The 18,140-nt window shown below is 69.0% G+C and carries 21 protein-coding genes; 9 read left to right on the forward strand and 12 right to left on the reverse strand.

From position 1 onward, the window contains the following. Positions 1-1,089 carry an NYN domain-containing protein gene (locus ACIBM5_RS02730; RefSeq protein ID WP_396005014.1) on the reverse strand — a complete coding sequence of 363 codons (1,089 nt, stop codon included), beginning with the start codon at positions 1,087-1,089 and terminating at the stop codon, positions 1-3. A 312-nt stretch (positions 1,090-1,401) separates the two neighbouring features. Between ACIBM5_RS02730 and ACIBM5_RS02735 the strand changes: the two genes are divergently transcribed. Then, positions 1,402-1,566 carry a hypothetical protein gene (locus ACIBM5_RS02735; RefSeq protein ID WP_391585215.1) on the forward strand — a complete coding sequence of 55 codons (165 nt, stop codon included), beginning with the start codon at positions 1,402-1,404 and terminating at the stop codon, positions 1,564-1,566. 127 nt (positions 1,567-1,693) lie between these two features. On the opposite strand, the gene ACIBM5_RS02740 is transcribed toward ACIBM5_RS02735, so the two are convergent. The 4 genes from ACIBM5_RS02740 to ACIBM5_RS02755 all read right to left on the reverse strand — a co-directional run bounded on the left by ACIBM5_RS02740 (position 1,694) and on the right by ACIBM5_RS02755 (position 5,366). Beyond that, a complete protein-coding gene (locus tag ACIBM5_RS02740) occupies positions 1,694-2,317 on the reverse strand; it encodes an MBL fold metallo-hydrolase (RefSeq protein WP_391585216.1) in 624 nt (207 codons plus the stop codon). Further along, positions 2,317-3,402, reverse strand: coding sequence for an S-(hydroxymethyl)mycothiol dehydrogenase (locus tag ACIBM5_RS02745; protein ID WP_391585217.1), 1,086 nt, complete (start codon positions 3,400-3,402; stop codon positions 2,317-2,319). The genes ACIBM5_RS02740 and ACIBM5_RS02745 overlap by 1 nt, the downstream gene beginning before the upstream one ends. A 180-nt stretch (positions 3,403-3,582) precedes the next feature. Next, complete coding sequence (locus tag ACIBM5_RS02750) at positions 3,583-4,431, reverse strand: PHP domain-containing protein (protein ID WP_396005015.1); 849 nt, start codon at positions 4,429-4,431, stop codon at positions 3,583-3,585. A 299-nt stretch (positions 4,432-4,730) separates the two neighbouring features. Then, positions 4,731-5,366 (reverse strand): DUF6758 family protein, encoded by a 636-nt coding sequence (locus tag ACIBM5_RS02755; RefSeq protein WP_396005017.1) that lies wholly within the window; start codon positions 5,364-5,366, stop codon positions 4,731-4,733. Between the two features lie 189 nt (positions 5,367-5,555). Here ACIBM5_RS02755 and ACIBM5_RS02760 point away from each other — a divergent pair, with 189 nt between their 5' ends. Next, positions 5,556-5,957: an NUDIX hydrolase gene (locus ACIBM5_RS02760; protein ID WP_391585220.1), complete on the forward strand. Its 402-nt coding sequence runs from the start codon at positions 5,556-5,558 to the stop codon at positions 5,955-5,957. Between the two features lie 44 nt (positions 5,958-6,001). Next, a complete protein-coding gene (locus ACIBM5_RS02765) occupies positions 6,002-6,946 on the forward strand; it encodes a ribokinase (RefSeq protein ID WP_396005113.1) in 945 nt (314 codons plus the stop codon). Positions 6,947-7,184: 238 nt separating this feature from the next. Here ACIBM5_RS02765 and ACIBM5_RS02770 read toward each other — a convergent pair whose 3' ends face one another. Further along, the gene (locus ACIBM5_RS02770; protein WP_020552598.1) at positions 7,185-7,691 is read right to left on the reverse strand and encodes a MaoC family dehydratase; all 507 of its coding nucleotides are present in this window, start codon (positions 7,689-7,691) and stop codon (positions 7,185-7,187) included. 377 nt (positions 7,692-8,068) lie between these two features. On the opposite strand from ACIBM5_RS02770, the gene ACIBM5_RS02775 reads away from it, so the two are divergent. Further along, complete coding sequence (locus tag ACIBM5_RS02775) at positions 8,069-8,917, forward strand: hypothetical protein (RefSeq protein ID WP_396005018.1); 849 nt, start codon at positions 8,069-8,071, stop codon at positions 8,915-8,917. On the opposite strand, the gene ACIBM5_RS02780 is transcribed toward ACIBM5_RS02775, so the two are convergent. From ACIBM5_RS02780 to ACIBM5_RS02800, 5 genes are all read right to left on the reverse strand, one after another. Beyond that, entirely contained in the window at positions 8,902-9,678 is a 777-nt protein-coding gene (locus ACIBM5_RS02780; protein ID WP_396005019.1) for an aldo/keto reductase, read from the reverse strand. The genes ACIBM5_RS02775 and ACIBM5_RS02780 overlap by 16 nt on opposite strands. A gap of 14 nt (positions 9,679-9,692) precedes the next feature. Further along, on the reverse strand, positions 9,693-10,916 hold the full coding sequence (locus ACIBM5_RS02785) for a JmjC domain-containing protein (RefSeq protein WP_396005020.1): 1,224 nt from the start codon (positions 10,914-10,916) through the stop codon (positions 9,693-9,695). Between the two features lie 91 nt (positions 10,917-11,007). Continuing rightward, positions 11,008-11,382 (reverse strand): hypothetical protein, encoded by a 375-nt coding sequence (locus tag ACIBM5_RS02790; RefSeq protein ID WP_396005021.1) that lies wholly within the window; start codon positions 11,380-11,382, stop codon positions 11,008-11,010. A 189-nt stretch (positions 11,383-11,571) separates the two neighbouring features. Then, positions 11,572-11,982 carry a hypothetical protein gene (locus tag ACIBM5_RS02795; protein ID WP_396005022.1) on the reverse strand — a complete coding sequence of 137 codons (411 nt, stop codon included), beginning with the start codon at positions 11,980-11,982 and terminating at the stop codon, positions 11,572-11,574. A gap of 297 nt (positions 11,983-12,279) precedes the next feature. Beyond that, positions 12,280-12,435: a hypothetical protein gene (locus tag ACIBM5_RS02800; RefSeq protein ID WP_396005023.1), complete on the reverse strand. Its 156-nt coding sequence runs from the start codon at positions 12,433-12,435 to the stop codon at positions 12,280-12,282. 215 nt (positions 12,436-12,650) lie between these two features. Between ACIBM5_RS02800 and ACIBM5_RS02805 the strand changes: the two genes are divergently transcribed. From ACIBM5_RS02805 to ACIBM5_RS02820, 4 genes are all read left to right on the forward strand, one after another. After that, positions 12,651-13,436: a helix-turn-helix domain-containing protein gene (locus ACIBM5_RS02805; RefSeq protein WP_396005114.1), complete on the forward strand. Its 786-nt coding sequence runs from the start codon at positions 12,651-12,653 to the stop codon at positions 13,434-13,436. After that, on the forward strand, positions 13,433-13,624 hold the full coding sequence (locus ACIBM5_RS02810; protein ID WP_396005024.1) for a DUF397 domain-containing protein: 192 nt from the start codon (positions 13,433-13,435) through the stop codon (positions 13,622-13,624). The genes ACIBM5_RS02805 and ACIBM5_RS02810 overlap by 4 nt, the downstream gene beginning before the upstream one ends. Positions 13,625-14,074: 450 nt before the next feature. Continuing rightward, a complete protein-coding gene (locus ACIBM5_RS02815; RefSeq protein WP_396005115.1) occupies positions 14,075-15,250 on the forward strand; it encodes an MFS transporter in 1,176 nt (391 codons plus the stop codon). Between the two features lie 88 nt (positions 15,251-15,338). Continuing rightward, positions 15,339-15,767, forward strand: a complete 429-nt coding sequence (locus tag ACIBM5_RS02820; protein WP_396005025.1) for a universal stress protein — start codon at positions 15,339-15,341, stop codon at positions 15,765-15,767. Positions 15,768-15,887: 120 nt separating this feature from the next. Here ACIBM5_RS02820 and ACIBM5_RS02825 read toward each other — a convergent pair whose 3' ends face one another. Next, entirely contained in the window at positions 15,888-16,496 is a 609-nt protein-coding gene (locus tag ACIBM5_RS02825; RefSeq protein WP_396005026.1) for a suppressor of fused domain protein, read from the reverse strand. A gap of 479 nt (positions 16,497-16,975) precedes the next feature. Here ACIBM5_RS02825 and corA point away from each other — a divergent pair, with 479 nt between their 5' ends. Then, entirely contained in the window at positions 16,976-18,052 is a 1,077-nt protein-coding gene (gene corA, locus ACIBM5_RS02830; protein ID WP_396005027.1) for a magnesium/cobalt transporter CorA, read from the forward strand. The last annotated feature ends 88 nt before the right edge of the window (positions 18,053-18,140 follow it).

Consider the following 18,140-nt stretch of genomic DNA (forward strand, 5'->3'; position numbering starts at 1 on the left):
TCAGCCCTCCGTCAGTTCCGTGCCCGGGAGGCCGAATTCCTGGTTGAGGCGGTCCCAGAAGCCGTTGCGCAGTGCGCGCCGCAGGTCCTCGTGCGGGCGGAGCGAATATTGCAGCACGCTCTCCGCGTCCACGAGCAGGCCCCGGTCGATCGCCTGCGGCAACATCGGTCCCGGCATCAGGTCGGCCAGGTTCTCCCGGCCGCGCACCACCAGCCAGCGCTTGGCGATCTCCTGGCCGATCCGCCACGCCTGGTCGGCGGTCGGCGGGCCGCCCGGCTGGACCGCGAGCGCGCCGGCGTGCGACGGCGGCAACATCACCGGCGTCACGCAGGTCTCGCAGAACTCGCGGTGCAACATCCGGGTGACGTCGGCCTCCCACACCAGCGGGTCGGCCTGGTTGGTGCCGTAGGCGGGCTCCACGCCCCACAGGTGCACCCGTACGCCGTAGGACTGGGCCGCCTCGACCGCCGAGACCAGGTCCTCGTCGCCGCTGATCACGACCGCGTCGTCGATCGCGTGGTTGCGCGCGAGCGATTCGAGGTCGCTGCGGATCAGCGAGTCGACGCCCTTCTGCTGGTTGTGCGCGTTGAGGTTGCCGAGCCGGACCTTGACGTCGGGCAGTTCGGCGATCTGCCGCTGCTCCACGGTGTGCACCCGCTCGCGCGCGCCGTCGTACCAGTACACCCGCAGTAGTCGACCCTCCGGGAAGACCCGGCGGGCCTCGTCGATCAGGCCGGTGATCAGTTGCTCGGCATCCACCCGGAAGGCCCTGCGCTCGGCCGAACCGGCCACCAGCAGGCCCATCGCCGCGTACACGTAGCCGACGTCGACGAACAGCGCGTGGGTGCCGAAGTGCAGGGGCGGAGAGACGGACTGGACCAGTACGGCCGGTCGGGTGAACGACTCCGTCAGGTCGGGCAGTGCTCCGGGTGTGTCTTCGAAGCCCGCGACGGGGTGGTCCTCGAGCGGGCCTCCCTGCTCGGCGCCGAGGTCCCCGCCGGATTCGTGCACCACAGCGCCGAAGGCGGCCGTCGCGCCCGTCCGGACGTCGTCCTCTCCCGGATCGTGCAAAGTCTCTCGTCCTCCCATGGCGGCTGCGCGTACGGCGCCCGGTCGATGTGCTCAGACCGGCATTGTCCTATGCCGGTCGCCGTCGCGTCCTCGCTTGCCTCGCGGGCAATGTCGCGTCATGCGTCACGTGTAAGTCGAGGAAAGTCAGGAAAGGAACATTTCAGTCACGGGAATGATATCGGTGTGACTGCTGTTGTTCAGGGCGGTGCCGGTTGTGACCCCTGCCGGGTCAGGCTGATCCTTGCGGATCCCGGCACCCAATCCTTGTAGACGGGGTCGCGGCACCATGCGGCTCCGTACGACTTCGGACCGGAGGGAAGGGAGACGCGTATGCGTTACCGAATCACCAACCTCAGCCGAGCCCAGGAAAAGACCGGGTCCAACCCGGTCAACTGCGCCGTCGACATCGACACCGTGCAGGCTGCCCTGAAACGCGCCGAAGCATTCGGCGAGCGCCTGTACATCCGCCCCGTCAAGGTGGCGGACGCCGGCTGATTACCCATGAACCGAGGGCGCTTCCCCGCTTGGGGGAAGCGCCCTCGTCATGTCCGCGGACGGCCCGGGCCGGAGCCGGGCGGCTCGGGGCCCTGCGGCCCCGCTCCGCGCCCCGGGGCCCGACGGCTCAGTGCCCTCGCGCCACCCAGGCGTCGTAGTCCTTCGCCTCGGCGCCGATCGTCGTCTCGTCGCCGTGCCCGGTGAGCACCCGCGTGTGCTCGGGCAGCGCCAGCAGGCGTCCCCGGATCGAGTCGAGGATCAGCGGGAACGACGAGAACGAGCGCCCGGTGGCACCGGGACCGCCCTTGAACAGCGTGTCGCCGGAGAAGAGCACGGCGGCCTCCGGCGCGTACAGGCACACCGCGCCGGGCGCGTGGCCCGGCGTGTGCAGCACCCGCAGCTCGGTGCCCGCGACGGTGAGCACCTCGCCGTCGGCCAACGCGACGTCCGGTGCGCGGTCCGGGTACACCGCGTCCCACAACATCCGGTCCTGCGGGTGCAGGTGGATCGGCGCGCCGGTGAGTTCGGCCAACTCCGCGGCGGCGTTGATGTGGTCGTTGTGACCGTGGGTGAGCACGATGCCGGTCACCGTACGGTCGCCGACCCCGGCCGCGATGGCCGCCGCGTCGTGCGCGGCGTCCACGACCACCACCTCGCGGCCGTCGCCGACGATCCACACGTTGTTGTCCACGTCGAAGTCCTGGCCGTCGAGCGAGAAGACGCCCGAGGTGACCACATGGTCGATCCGCATCACAGGATCACCACCGAACGCAGCACGTCGCCGTGGTGCATCTTCTCGAACGCGGCCTCGACGTCCTCCAGCGTGATCCGCTCGCTGACGAACGCGTCCAGATCGAAGCGCCCCTGGCGGTACAGGTCGATCAGCATCGGGAAGTCGCGCGAGGGCAGGCAGTCGCCGTACCAGGACGACTTGAGCGCACCGCCGCGGCCGAACACGTCCAGCAGCGGCAGCTCGATGGTCATCTCCGGGGTCGGCACGCCCACCAGGACCACCGTCCCGGCCAAGTCGCGGGCGTAGAACGCCTGCTTGTAGGTCTCCGGGCGGCCGACCGCGTCGATCACCACGTCGGCGCCGAAACCGCCGGTCAGTTCGCGGATCGCCTCGACCGGGTCGCCCGCCTTCGAGTTCACCGTGTGGGTGGCGCCGGCCCGGCGTGCCCACTCCAGCTTCCGGTCGTCCAGGTCGACGGCGATGATCTTCGCCGCGCCGGCGAGCCGGGCACCGGCGATGGCCGCGTCGCCGACGCCGCCGCACCCGATCACCGCGACCGTGTCGCCGCGCCCGACGTTGCCGGTGTTCACCGCCGCGCCGAGGCCGGCCATCACACCGCAGCCGAGCAGGCCGGCCGCGGCGGGGTCCGCCTCGGGGTCGACCTTGGTGCACTGTCCGGCGGCGACCAGGGTCAGTTCGGCGAACGCGCCGATGCCGAGCGCGGGACTCAGTTCGGTGCCGTCCTCCAGGGTCATCTTCTGCTTCGCGTTGTGCGTCGCGAAGCAGTACTGCGGACGGCCGCGTCGACACGCACGGCAATCGCCGCACACCGCACGCCAGTTCAGGATCACGAAGTCGCCGACGGCCACCTCGGTGACGCCCTCGCCGACCGACTCGACGACACCGGCGGCCTCGTGGCCGAGCAGGTACGGGTACTCGTCACCGATGCCGCCCTCGCGGTAGTGCAGGTCCGTGTGGCAGACGCCGCACGCCCGGACCCGCACACGCGCCTCGCCCGGACCCGGGTCCGGCACCACGATGGTCTCGATCGAGACCGGTGCGCCCTTGCTGCGCGCGACGACGCCGCGTACCGACTTGCTCATGTCCTCCGCCTCTCCCCAACCGCTGGATTCTCCGCTTCGCACCTTATGGCTTCACCTCGACGAACCCCCGAACGCCGCCCGCGCACAGTTGTGGCTCGGGTACGGCCGGACGACGCCGGGCGGGCCCGATCACGAAGAGCGTGACGAAGGACGAGCCGAGGACGGTGACGTCGAACCGGTTCACGCGGTGACGGGTGCTGCCCCTGTTGCCAGTTCCGTTATCGCCTCGTAGGACTCCGGATCCGTGGTGTTTTCTCCGAGATCGATGGTTTTGCGGGTGCCGTGGTAGTCACTCGAACCGGTGGTGATCAGTCGCAGCTCACCGGCGAGACCGCGCAGGTGCGCCCGCATCGCGTCGTCGTGGTCCATGTGGTCCACCTCGACCCCGGCCAGGCCGGCTTCGGCCAGTTCGGCGATCGTGGCGTCCGAGACGGTCCGGCCGCGCTTGACCGCACCCGGGTGGGCGAACACCGCGACCCCGCCCGCGCCACCGATCAGCCGGACGGCTTCGACCGCGTGGATCTCGTACTTCTCGACGAACGCCCGCCCGCCGTCCTTGAGCCACTCCGCGGTGAACGCCCCCGACACGTCGGCGACCACGCCCGCCTCGACCAGCGCGGTGGCCACGTGCGGCCGACCCACCGCGCCGCCGCCCGCGATCTCCAGGACTCGGGCCCAGGTGATCGGGGCGCCGAGTTCGCGGCAGCGCTCGACCATCGCCTCGGCCCGGCGGATCCGGTCGGTGCGCACCAGTTCGCGGGCCCGGGCGAACTCCGGCTCCGCCGGGTCGAACAGGTAGCCCAGCATGTGCAGGCTGATCCCGCCCTCGGCCACACACGAGATCTCCGCGCCCGGGACCAGGGTCAGCCCGGGCGGCAGCGCCTGGGCCGCGGCCGTCCAGCCGGCGGTGGTGTCGTGGTCGGTGAGCGCGACCACGTCGAGACCGGCCGCACGCGCCTTGACGACCAGTTCGGCGGGCGTGTCGGTGCCGTCGGATGCGGTGCTGTGGGTGTGCAGGTCGATGCGCACGCTGACCTCGTCTGCCGGGAGGGTCGATGGACGCTCTCGACCCTAACGACCCTGATCGAGCGGGTTCGCGGGGCGGCCGTCGGGTCGTGCGCGGGCCGGCCGGCCGGGGTGCCTGCCGAGTGGGCTGTGGGGGGCGAGGGACGGGTTCGAGCCCGGCGGGTGCGGTTGCGGGCGGCCGGGTAGGTTGCTCGCCCGAGACCGGTTGCGGTCGGCCTGGTTCGGGTCGGCCTGGTTCTGGTCGGCCTGGTTCTGGTCGGTCCGGCTCCGATCGGCCGGTCCGAACCCCGGCTCCGGGTCGGTCAGAACGCCAGCAGTTGCGGGGACAGCGCGCCGCACGGCAACAACTGCAACTCGGCCCCGGCTTCCCGCAGATCGGTGAGCACCACGTCGTCGTAGACGAGATGGCCGGCCTTGCCCGGCCACAGGATCGCCCACAACCACAGGCCCATTGCCTCGCCCGCGTATACCGCGCGGTCGGGCGGCGCGTCGATCACGCACCACAGCGGGGTGGGCCGACCGGCCGCCATCACCTTGGCCGGTGCGGACTTGACGAAGTCGCCGCCCGGGTCGTGCCCGGGCAAACCGGCGTACCTGGCGCCGAGTCCGACGCCCACCTCCTCGGCGACCAACAACAGTTCGCCGCGTCCGCCCAGCGGTGCGGGGCCCGTGCACGCCACCGCGACGGCCCGCGAGCCGTCCCGATCGTCGCCCGCGTGCGCGACGCCGGTGTACAACCAGCCGACCGGCAGCGGCCAGGGCAACCAGACCGGAACCCGCGAGCGGCGCACCACCGCGTCCAGCGCCTCGACACTGGGCGGCACGACGGGTTGCAGCGGCGGAACGGCTGCATGGATCTCGCACTCCCACGTCTGTGAGAACAGACCCGGAGCGCGGACCCGGCCGCCGCAGCGGGGGCAGCTCGGCTCGCCCTTCATAGGACAAGACGGTCCACTGCCCAGGGCTCCGCGTCAAGGACGATCACTCCTTCGGTGCGTTCACACCGCCGACCGGCGTACGGGAGCGCGCACCGCGCCGGGACTGCGCGCCCTTGCGCTGCCGGGCGCCGCGCGGTCCACGGGCGATCTCCCGCTGCGCGTCGGCGCCGAGTACTAGGCTCCGGAGGCATGCGGCTCATTCCCTGCGTCGGCGCGATCGTCCTCGACTCCGAGGGTCGGGTGCTCCTGGTGCAACGCGCGAAAATGCCGGGCGAGGGACGGTGGTCGCTGCCCGGCGGGCGGGTCGAGGAGGGCGAGACCGACGCGGTCGCACTCGCTCGCGAAATGGTCGAGGAGACCGGGCTGCAGGTGACCGTCGGACCGCTCGTCGGTTCGGTGTTGCGACCCGCGCCCGAGGGTGGGACGTACGAGATCAGGGACTACGCATGCACGCCGCACGGCGGGGCGTTGCGCGCGGGCGACGACGCGGACGCGGTGCGGTGGGTGGCCACCGGCGACCTGAGTCGACTCGACCTGGTCGACGGTCTGCTCGACGCACTGCGCGAGTGGAACGTGCCAGGGGTGTCGTGAGTGCCGGGGGTGTCGTGAGCGGGACCGGCGGGCACGGGATCGGTGTGCGGGAGGCCGGCGGGGTCGAGGCCGGCTCCGGCGGGAGCCGCGCGCGGTTGCTCGTGGTCGGGTCGATCAATGCCGATCTGGTGGTCCGGGTGCCGGTGCATCCGCGGCCGGGCGAGACGGTCCTGGGCGGCGATCTGGCCGTGCACCCGGGTGGCAAGGGCGCCAATCAGGCGGTCGCGGCGGCCCGACTGGGCGCCGACGTCGCGCTGGCCGGGCGGGTCGGCGACGACGACCACGGCCGGATGTTGCTCGCGACGCTGCGCCGGGAGGGCGTACGCACCGACGCGATGCGGACCGTGCCGGGCGCCTCGGGCGTGGCGCTGATCACGGTGGACGACGCGGGCGAGAACACCATCACGGTGGCGCCCGGGGCGAACGGGCGATTCGGGCCGGCGGATGTGGCCGACCTGGCACCGGCGATCGAGGCCGCCGCGGTGGTCTCGCTCCAGTTGGAGATCCCGCTCGACACGGTGTGGGAGGTGGTCCGGCGCTGCCACGCGGCCAATACCCGGGTGGTGTTGAACCTGTCGCCGGTCGTGCCGAAGGCCGTGGCGATGTCCACGTCGGTGCTGCGAGCGTGCGACCCGTTGGTGCTCAACGAGCACGAGGCGAGCGCGACGGCGGGCGGCGGCGACGCACACGAGGCGCTGAAGGGATGGCGCTCGCTCGACGCGCGTCCGCGCTCGATCGTGCTCACGCTGGGCAGCGGCGGCGCGTTGGTCGCCGAGGGCGACGCGGAGGTGGTGCACGTCACCGCGCCGAAGGTGGCCGCGGTCGACACCACGGGCGCGGGCGACGCCTTCACCGGCGCGCTCGCGTGGCGCCTGGCGGCCGGCGACGACCCGGTCACGGCGACCCGGTACGCGGTCCGGGTGGGCGCCGCGGCGGTCCGGCGCGCGGGTGCCCAGTCGTCGTACCCGACGGCGGACGAACTGCCGTAGGCCGGGCGGGCCGGCTCGGGGCAGGCGGGCCGGCGTCGGGCCGGCGGACTGCCGCGGGGCGGGCGGTCCGACGTAGGACAGGCGTCCTCCCGCAGGGCGTGCAAACCGCCCCCCGGACGCGAAAAAACGGGCGGGCCGCGCCGTCCCTGGGCGACCCGCCCGCGCTCGATTCCGGGGCGGGACCCCCGGTCGGCCGCCCGGGGGGCGAAGCCCCGGTCGGCGCTCGATCAGCGCCCGATCAGCCCTCGATCAACTCGGGGCGTCCGGGCTGCTCGCCACCGCGCTTCTCGCCGTAGCTCTCCTTGGGCACCATGACCTTGCGCTTGAACACGCACACGAGCGTGCCGTCCTGCTTGTACCCCTTGGTCTCCACGTACACCACCCCGCGGTCGTCCTTGGACTTCGACTCCCACTTGTCCAGCACCAGGGTCTGCCCGTAGATGGTGTCCCCGTGGAACGTGGGTGCCACGTGTCGCAACGACTCGATCTCCAGGTTGGCGATCGCCTTGCCGGAGACGTCCGGCACCGACATGCCGAGCAGCAGCGAGTAGATGTAGTTGCCCACCACCACGTTCTTGCCGAAATCGGTGGTGTTCTCGGCGTAGTTGGCATCCATGTGCAGCGGGTGGTGGTTCATCGTGAGCAGACAGAACAGGTGGTCGTCGTACTCCGTCACGGTCTTCCCCGGCCAGTGCTTGTAGATCGCACCGACCTCGAACTCCTCGTAGTAGCGGCCGAACTGCATTTCGGTCCCCTCTCACCTGCGAAAACGTCATATCCACGACCGGAGGCCGGCACCGCTTCGGCCCGGCTTCGACCTGCCCGACACCAGGGCCCAGCGCGCAATCCGGCACCCGCCGACGACGGTCGAGTGCGAACCCCACGATGTGCCCATACACGCGGCCCATGACCTCGATCGATCGATCGATGCCCCGGGCCGACGCGAGAGTTCGAGGATAGGTACCTTCCGGGTGGCCGCAGTAGAGGGTTCCCCGTGACGTAGATCATGAGCCACGTACGCCCTGCGCGCCTGTTCCACTCACTTCGAAGGAGGCATCTCGGATGGCTCGCAGCCGGGCGACGGAGGACTCGGCCGGGGTCCGTAAGCGTTAGGTTCGCTGTATGAGCGGTGTAGGGGACTTGCGTACCGAGGCCATCGAAGGAGTCCTCGATCGTGTCGCACGCGGCTTGGAGACGCGCCTCGATATGACCACCGTGGTCCGCAAGCGGAGATCCGTCGGCGGAGCCACCGACCGGGGCACGTGGGTGCGCATCGAGCGTCGCCCCTTGTCCCGGATCGAAGGCCAGGGCTGGAACGGGATCGAGGCCGCCGCGGTCTTGAGCGGCGTTCTCCAACCGAAATGGATTGCCGGCATGTCCTGGAGGGATGACGAAGCACGGGCAATGTGGCGGGCGGACGAGACCGAGTTGGTGACCGCTCGGCCGGTGAAACCGGGTGGGAGGCTTCTATGCAATCCGCTGTTGCCGGATGAATGGTGGGTGTCGCTCAACAGGTCACTCGATGCCCTGGCCGAGCAAAAGACCACCCGTGTCGCGACGCCGGACACGGTGACGATCACCCAGGACCTGGTCTCGCAGACGATCCGAGAAGCATTTCCGCAGCCCCTCGACACGGCAGTTCGCACTTGGTTGCCGGCACACGCCGACTTTCACTGGGCGAACGTGACGTCGTCGAGCGAGTGCTGGATTCTGGACTGGGAAGACTGGGGCATGGCCCCCCGTGGCCTGGATGCCGCCACCCTTTGGGGAACCTCGCTTGCCCTTCCGGATGTGGCCGAGCGCGTACGCCGTGAACGTCGGGCGGATCTGGAGAGTACGGAGGGCCGGGTGATGGCTCTGTTCTTCTGCGCCAAGGTGATCGGCGGGTATGGCGACCCCGCCGACCCCCTGTACGAGCCCGCGCGCCATGCGGCGGGGCGGCTGATCGAGGAGCTTCAGGCCCGCTGCTGAGCCCGTGCTCGCAGCCCGCCGCGATAGGCGGAGAGCCGTTCCGTGTGTGGAAGGACCTTGAGTGACTTGACAAGGGCTCGCAGGTGGTCGGGATCATCAGCGCCCACGGCCATGCGGGACACACCTGGAAGGTGGTACGAAACCCGGAAGGCGGCCTCAATCCGCGTTGCGCTCTGAGGATCCCGGAGAAAGATCCGCGGATCCACTCGGCTCCACACCTCGCTCGTTGTGCTTCCGCCGAAGGGACTCATGCCCCAGAACCGCTGCCTGTCGATTTGCCACCGGATGGCAAGCAGATCGGCTGTGTCCAGAACTTCGATTCCCGCGAGCAGGCCGGCGCGAACCATCAAAACGTCCGGCGTCGGCAGGCTGGCATCAACAAGCGGGGGTAGACAGCGCGGATCCCAAGACGCGATGCCCCATTCACCACACAGGCCCACCCCCGTGGCCGCCGTAAGTTCGGCACAGGCTGCGTTGAAAACCGCTTTCGCCTTGTTCCGGCCCAGGCACGCAAGTGACCTTTCCGGGCTGTGAAGAAGGACCACGTCCGGCTCACGGCCCAGGTCTCGGGCCGCCTTTTCCACAGCCGCTCGTAACCGGTGTGGGTCGAGTGAGTGTTCCGCCCCTCTTGGCGTCGGGAAAAATCCGACCTTTGTCGAGACGTGTAGGCGGTCAAGCAAGTCCCCAGCCACGCTCGCAAGACGTGCATGTGCTTCGAAGCCGCCGTAGTTCACCGCGGTGTCGACCGATTGGATACCCATGTCAAGCGCGGCGGTCAGGGTGTGGCGTTGGTAACGAGATCGGTGTAGCCCGAGGACAATTCGGGAGTCAGGACTGAGCACAGCCCCTCCTTGACGAAGACGGAGGCCAACCCGCGGATGGAGCCATGGAATCGGGCCATTTCCGGATTACCCGGGACAAGGCGAACCGGGTGCCCGCTCAGCAGCATCCGTACGGCGTGTTCGGCCTCGGAAGGGAGCGAGATCCGCAGGCCGCTAGAGGTGATCTCGACGCAGTCATCGTTCACGTCGATTCGAGGGGCGAACTCAGTTGTGCATACCACGGCTTCGAGCGGTCCGAACGCCTCGATCCACGGGACTTGCCGAGCAGGTGTCGTCTCCCGCTCGACGTGTTCGAGGTAATCCGACGGCCCTCTCGCAGCGATCAGTTTCTGCGCGGCGCCATACAGTTCCCGGGCCTGTTGCGCTTGTTCATGTGGAGAATCGTCTCGATAGAGGTTGTGGCGGAAGATCTCGTCGTCCCGACACCACTCGGCCAACCAGCCCAGCCATGATGCGCCGGTTCGCCGGGGGAACCCGAACGTCATGTGGATGCTGTGGCCGCTCTTTTCCTGCCCAACACGGGTCGCGCAATGCCAGTAGCCGCGGGGAATGTGCATGACGTCGCCGGCCGCCATCGTGCCCTCCCACACAATTTCCTCACTTGGCGTAATATTCCTTTCCGAATCCCGGAACATCGGGGAGATGCGTGAAGGGCCACGGACCTCCCACGTTTTCTCTCCCGCCATTTGAACAACCAGAACCTCATGGTCATCCCAGTGCAGGCCAAACCCGGAGGCATCGCTGGTTGTGGCGTAGATGTTGACCTGAACCCGCTCGTGTGCCCACCACTGCATCGCTCGGCACACGACTTCCAGTGTGGGGTCGAAGGCATTTCCACCGTCCAGTACCAGCGTTGCCCCGGCTTCGAGGAGACTGCCGAGTCGGTGCATGTTCACCACGCTGATGTTCTGTCCCCGCCTGGTGCTCACCGCGCTCAAGTATTCCCGAGGATGTAACTCGTTCCCCTCACGAAAGACCCTGACCTGCGGGTTGCTCAGGCTCCGCCGCATCACCAGATCCAAGAGTTTGTTGGGGGTCAGCAGGCGCTGGAGAAGGTCCGGATCACCAAGATTGCCTCGGGCAAACTTGCCGCCGAGATTGGTTGATCCTCGCCAAGCCAGGGCCCCTTCGACCGCGCTGATCAGCCGGTGTTCCACGGTGTTCCTCCGATGAGGTGAGTGACAGCAGAAGCGCGAGGCCGCGCGGCATTGGCCGCGCGGCCTCGTGGCTCGTTTCTCTCAGGTCGGACTACGCCGGGTAGTTGAGGCCATCGCCATCCGGCTGAGTGTCGCCAGTCGCGTCAGGCGGCGGGTCGGATCGGTCCGCGTCGTTGCGGTCGTGGACGCTTCCCAACGTCTCAATCGTGACGAGTAGATCTTCGCCAGGGACCTTGATGATCTCGCTACGTGAATCACTCATGCGGATCACTCCCTCCAGTTTGGATGGGGCGTGCCATGCCGCTGTGATGAGAGCCGAGCCACCGTCGAATAGTGGTGAGTTCGACACCGACCCATCGTGCTCATGGCAGGTGCGAAGCCGCAACCATTCGGGGGTGCTCGACTTCGTGATGACTTCCTCATTGATCCCCCATATTTCGGTTGGCAATGGCAGGAAAACTTTCACTGTGCGAGCCAGGTGCCGTTCGACTGGCACCCGGCCGTGTGCTCCCAGCGGGGTCAGGCCGGTTCGTCAGGACTCGTCTTGGGTGAACGGCACTGGGGCGCCGGGTGGGAGGCACACGACTGCTCGCCGAACAACTCGGGCACCACCGATCCTCGCCTCGCAGTTTCGGTTCTCGCGGCGGTGCGGCAGTCAGGGGGGAGGCGGCCAAGTGACGCGGCCTGTCGGGTAGTCGGGTACCAGCTCGTCCGGATGGCCGGCCCATATCGGCCTGCCGTCACAGCGTTGTACGACAGCCTTCGGGCCGTTCGGTCCGGGAAGGACGCACAGGTAGATGCCGATCGTTTCCTTGGTGTCGCGGTGGCGCACTGGTTGGCCGGGGCGTGGCGCGGGCAACGTGTCGATCACCAATCGGCGCACCGGTACCACGAATTCGAGTCCGCTTCGGGTTCGCACCCATGCCTGGCGGCCGTCGACCGCGGTCAGTTCACCCTCGCGCCCGGTGGGGCCCCGCACGTCCTCGTGCACCAGTGCTCCGAGGTAGCGATACGCCAGGATTCGCCCGGCCATCCTGTCCGCTTCGGTGGTCCCCTCCGTATGCACGGCGTCACCCGCTCTCGGCGCATGAAGCCGACACCGCGCGGGCCGTGACCACGGCTGCGGGTCGGCCGCTAACGGCGTCCACCAAGCGCCGGACGGAACACGCGACTTCGAGCCCCTGCCGGGTCCGCAACACAGCCAGGACACCGTCGACTTCGCGGAGGCGGCCGACAGTTCCCCGATAGGGATCGCGGAACAGCTTGCCGTAATGGCGCACCCCCCATCGCGCAATCCGAAGGGAGGCCCAGTCCACCGCGCCGGCCGTGACCATCACACCCGCGGTATCGGTCGTGGACATGCCTACCCCTCGGCCGGCGTCGGCCACGGCATCGGCAATTCGTTCTGCGCGCCATTTCCTGATCGGGGCAACGACCTTGCGGCATCGCCCAGTTCGAATTCCTCGCGAGGCTTGACGTCCTCGCGTTCGCCGTTGGGGTAGAGGCGGTAGACACTCATGGTCATCCGGCTCCTGCCCTCCCACACGCCCATGGTCTCTCCTGACGGGGTGCCGATCCGAGCAGGTACGTCGGACCGATCTGCTCCTGTGTGACCGATTCACTACTGAGCGAACACCCTTGGGCCTACATTGGGAACGGTGCAGCGTTCAGCAGATGAATCCGACGGATAGGCGCGCGATGCCGGCAGCCAAAGAACTCGACCCGGAAGCCTCGATGTGGGCCCTATTCGGCGCCCACCTGCGATTTCTCCGCAAACTCGCAGGCATGACGCAGCAGAAACTCGGGGCCGAGCTGCATTCAACAGGATCTTTTGTTGGACAGATAGAGACGGCCGAGCGGCGGCCCAGCCCCGAGTTCGCGGCCGATCTCGATCGGGTCCTCGGCGGAACGGGCCTGCTGACGGCCACCGCCTTCCACGCTTACCGCTTGGCGGAGGGGCGGCTCAGTTGGTTCGAGACCTTCGCGGAGTCCGAGCAGCAGGCATCCCGCATCCGTACCTTCCAGCCGCAAGCAATTCCCGGGCTGCTCCAGTGCGAGGACTACATCCGGGCCCTCCTGCACAAGGCCAGGTTTCCACCGGCAATCGTCGAGTCCTGGGTTGCGCGCCGACTCAAGCGAAAGCGCTTGCTCACCAAGAAGGAGGCCCCGCAGTACTGGGCCGCCGTCGACGAGGCCGCACTCATCCGACTGAAGCATGATGCACGGGTGGCCCGCCCACAGTTGGTGCACCTGCTGGAGGTAAGCGAATTGTCGAATGTGGTGCTCGAAGTAGTCCCGATGGACTGCGGCTTGCACCCTTGCATGGATGGCGCATTCGTCGTGCTCTCGATCCCTGGTCGCGGCGAGTGCGCCTACGCAGCCGGCATGGTCGAGGGGCAGATGATCACCGAAGGCCACGCGGTTGCGGAAATCCAGCGTCGATACGATCTGTTGCGAGCCGAGACTCTTTCTCCCTCGCGTTCGCAACGGCTTCTGCGAGACCTCTTGGAGTGCACATGACGAAGGCACGCCCCCAGTCCCCCGGCTGGCGAAAGTCGAGCTACAGCGGTCAGAGCGACCAGGAGTGCGTCGAGGTGGCACCCCTCGACGGCGCCGTGGGCGCCCGCGACTCCAAGGACACAGCCCGCGGCCATCTGACCGTCTCGCCCGTTGCCTGGGCGGCTCTGATGCAGTCCGTCAAACAGTGATCCGACGCCACGAGCAAGAGGCGCCCGTGCACGGGGAAGTCAGCTGTGAAACAAGGCTGATGGTCATGCTCGCCACCTCCGTCCTCGTCCACGACCGCACCAAGGTGTCGGCCGCGTAGCGGACGGGCGCCCCGGCGCGGAGCGACCGGCCCGACCCGGCTGCGAAGCAGACGTGCGACCCGCCCCGACAACCCTGCCGGCTCATGGGACCCTCCTCCGCCGACCCGACCGGCCCACACACCCCCTCCCGCCGGATCCGCCCGATCCGCGAGCGCACCCTTGCCGCTCATATACATGTAGCTTACACTTATTAGCGAAGCTAAGTAACAAGAGTAAGCCGAACCAAGAGTGCGGAGGTCTCGCATGCGGTCCCATTCCGGCGGCGGGCAGATCCGGGGCGACGCCCAGGCCGTGCACGCGCCCCAGCAGGGCAGCATCCTCAAGCAGCCGATGGCCGTGTGGGCCACCGCGTTCGCGGCCGTGGTCGCGTTCATGGGGATCGGTCTGGTCGACCCGATCCTGCCCTCGATCGCCAAGGGGCTGGACGCGTCCCCCAGCCAGGTGTCGTTGCTGTTCACCAGCTATTTCCTGATCACCGCCGTGGCCATGCTCGTCACCGGCTTCGTCTCCAGCCGGATCGGCGGCCGACGTACGCTCCTGCTCGGCCTCGCGCTCGTGGTGATCTTCGCCGGACTCGCCGGCACCTCCGGATCGGTCGGCGAACTGGTCGGCTTCCGGGCCGGCTGGGGGCTGGGCAACGCGCTGTTCGTGTCCACGTCCCTGGCCGTGATCGTCGGCGCCGCGAGCGGAGGTTCGTCCGCCGCGATCCTGCTCTACGAATCGGCACTCGGCCTCGGCATGGCCTGCGGGCCGCTGCTGGGCGCGGTGCTCGGCGACGCCAGTTGGCGCTACCCGTTCTACGGCACGGCCGCGCTGATGGCGATCGGCTTCGCGCTGATCGTGGCGCTGCTCAAGGAACAGCCCAGGCCCGCCCGCCAGGTCGGCCTGCTCGACCCGCTCAAGGCACTCGGCCACAAGGGCCTGGCGACCACCGCCGCAGGCGCGTTCTTCTACAACTACGGCTTCTTCACCGTGCTCGCGTTCACCCCGTTCGTGCTGAACATGAGCCCCTACCGCAGCGGCGCGGTGTTCTTCGGCTGGGGCGTCCTGCTCGCCGTCTGCTCGGTCCTGGTCGCTCCGCGGCTCCAGGCCCGCTTCGGCTCCGCGAACGTGGCCGCCGTGAGCCTTCTCCTGTTCGCCGCCGACCTCGGCGTGATCGCGTACGGGTCGAAGGCCGTCATTGTGACCGGTGTCATCGTTTCGGGAGCCTTCATCGGTATCAATAACACGGTGTTCACCGAGATGGCGCTCGAAGTCTCGGACTCGCCGCGACCCGTGGCGAGCGCGGGGTACAACTTCGTCCGCTGGTTCGCCGCCGCGGCAGCGCCGTTCCTGGCGCCCAAGCTGGAGGAGCACTTCGATGTGCACGTGCCGTTCCTGGTCGCGACCGTGACCTGCCTGATCGCCGCCGCCGTGCTGTTCGGCGCGCGCCGCACGTTGTCCGTGGTCGACCACCGCGACACCCCGACGGCACGTACGCCGCAGCACGTCCCGGCCGCGGCCTGACCCGGCCGCAGCCCGTCCCGGCCGAGCGAGTACAAATAGTTCGATACCTGTAAAACTTGTAAAACCTGTGGAAAAGGAAGTGCACGACATGTACCAGCGGATCCTGGTCGCAGTGGACTCCACCCCCGAGGCAGACGAGGTCCTGGCGCACACCGCTCGCCTGGCCGTCGCCGGCGGGGCCGCCGTCCGCGTCCTGCACGTGCAGACACTGGACGTGGTGGACGGCGGCGGAGTGGGCGGCGTCGTCGAGGACGAGACCGCCGACGCCGCGGTCAAGGTGGTCACCTCGGCCGTCGACACGCTCAAGGCGGGCGGCGTGACCAACGTCGAGGGCTGGACCGAGGAAACCGTCCGCAGCGACGTGCCCAACGCGGTCCTGGACCAGGCCCGCAGCTTCGACGCCGACCTGGTCGTCCTGGGCGCCCGCCGACACGGCGGCGTGGCAAGCCTGTTCCTGGGCAGCGTCAGCGACTCGGTCGCCCACCGCTCGGCGTGCCCGGTACTCCTGATCCCGTAATCCGCCGCAGCCGCAGACGACCCGATCCCGTAATCCGCCGCACCCGCACACGAGAGGCCGCCGGCCCCGGACACCCACACGGGATCTCCGGGGCCGGCGGCCCGAGCGCGAACCGCCCCCTCAACCCAGCGACACCGCACGGCGGTTGGGGTCGCGGAGGTCGGTCCCGTGCCGCAGCCACTTCTCCTGGAGCGCCTCCGCGCCCTGGGCCCGCTTCCAGGCGGCCTCGGCGGGCGTCATCGGAAGCAGCGGAAAGAACCGGACCGGATCGGCCGGATCGGGCAGCGGCAGGTCGGCGAGCAGACCACCGGGCTCGGCGACCAGCACCGCATGGAAGACGGCGTCGTCCCACAGCGGGCCGCCCAGGTCGAGCGACGCGCCCGGCGCAATCACCAGTCCCTCCACCTGCGGAGTCGCACCCAGCACGGCCAACGGACGCAGCACCGAGTCGTGCCCGCCGCGCACCGAGAGCACCAGCTCCGCCCGCGGCCCCGCCACCGGATCGGCCAGCAGTGCCGCCGGATCGGCCATCGGAGCCCGGGACATGCCCAGCGTCGCGTACCGGACCACGCCGTCGGCGTCCGGCCCGAAGCGCAGTACCTCGATGCGATCGGCGCCCACGAAGGTGACGCCGGCCCGGCCGGTCGGATCGCCGAACGCGGCCGTCAGATGTGCCTCGACCTGCGGAGTGGGGTCGATCGGCTCGGGTCCCGGCGTGAAGTCGAACATGCCCGCATGCTAATTCGCCGTCAGGAGCCGTTCGCATACCGGCCTTTGCGGCACGCACTCTGGTGTACTCTGCATAGTCGGCCCGCCGGATGTGAACATCCTCGCGCGCCATCGGATGACGGACTCGCCCTCGCCCCGACCCGCCCGGTCGACGAGCGAAGGCTTTCCCCCAGCGGGGACCGGCCGTGGGAGGTGATCGTGGTGCATACCAGCACACCGTGCAGTACCGGCGGCTCACCCGATCTTCCCCGATCCAGTCGCACGCCCCGCCCTTTCTGAGGGTTTCCGAGACTTTCGCCGAGTTCCGGCCACCGCTTCCCGGCCCGGTACCCGACCTCCGAATTTCCTCCGTGACGGGGCGTCAGGATCTTTTGCCGTTCTTTCGGTGATTCGTTCCGCTTGCACGTGTCGACGCTCTCCGCGGCCTGCCGCCGCGGCGCTGTGGCGTTTGCGCGTGCCGTCAGTGCAGGAGCCCCGTCATGTCGATGATTCGCGACCTCCGCGCCGTAGTCCGTCCGCTCCGCCGCACCCCACTGCCGTCGATCACGCCCGTGACGACCGGGAACTGTGTGGTGGATTGCGCCGTGTACCGCGACGGTCGACGCCTGGACGGCTACGCGAATCCCGACTCGGCGATCCACGAGGTGCGCACCGGCGGCGGCTTCGTCTGGATCGGCCTGCACGAGCCGAGCGCGCTCGAACTGTCCGGCATCGCCGAGCGGTTCGGGCTGCACCCACTCGCCGTCGAGGACGCGGTGCACGCCCACCAGCGGCCCAAGCTGGAGCGCTACGACGACACCCTGTTCGCGGTGTTCAAGACGGTCACCTACGTCGAGCACGAGCAGCTCTCGGCGACCAGCGAGATCGTCGAGACCGGCGAGATCATGGTCTTCCTCGGCAACGACTTCGTGGTCACCGTGCGGCACGGCCGGCACGGCGCGCTCGCCGACCTGCGCTGTCGCCTGGAGGACGGCGGCGAACTGCTCGCCGCCGGGCCCTCGGCGGTCCTGCACGCGGTGGCCGACCGGGTGGTGGACACCTACCTCGACGTCGCGCAGCTCATCCAGGACGACATCGACGAGGTCGAGAACGACGTGTTCGGCGGCGGCGGCGCGGGCGACGCGGGCCGGATCTACCAGCTCAAGCGCGAACTGCTCGAACTCAAGCGCGCCGTCGCGCCGCTGGCCCGTCCGCTGCACTCGCTGGCCGAACGCCCGATGCGCCAGGTGCACCCGGACATCCGCGAGTACTTCCGCGACGTCGAGGACCACCTGTCGCGCGTCGGCGAACAGGTGGCCTCGTTCGACGAGTTGCTGACCTCGATCCTGCAGGCCAACCTCGCCCAGGTGACCGTCGCGCAGAACGAGGACATGCGCAAGATCTCCGCCTGGGTGGCGATCTTCGCGGTGCCCACGATGCTGGCCGGCGTGTACGGGATGAACTTCGAACACATGCCGGAGCTGAAGTGGCGGTACGGCTACCCGATGACGCTGTGCGTGATCGCCGTCGCGTGCACGCTCATGCACCGGGGCTTTCGCCGCAACGGGTGGTTGTGACGCGCGTGTCCGCGGCCCCTACGCGCGCGGTCGCGACGCGCGCTTCCGCGGTCACGACGCGCGCGGCCGAGGAGGCGACGCGCGGCCG

Origin of the sequence: Embleya sp. NPDC050493 (assembly GCF_044458105.1) — a bacterium.
Taxonomy (GTDB): domain Bacteria; phylum Actinomycetota; class Actinomycetes; order Streptomycetales; family Streptomycetaceae; genus Embleya.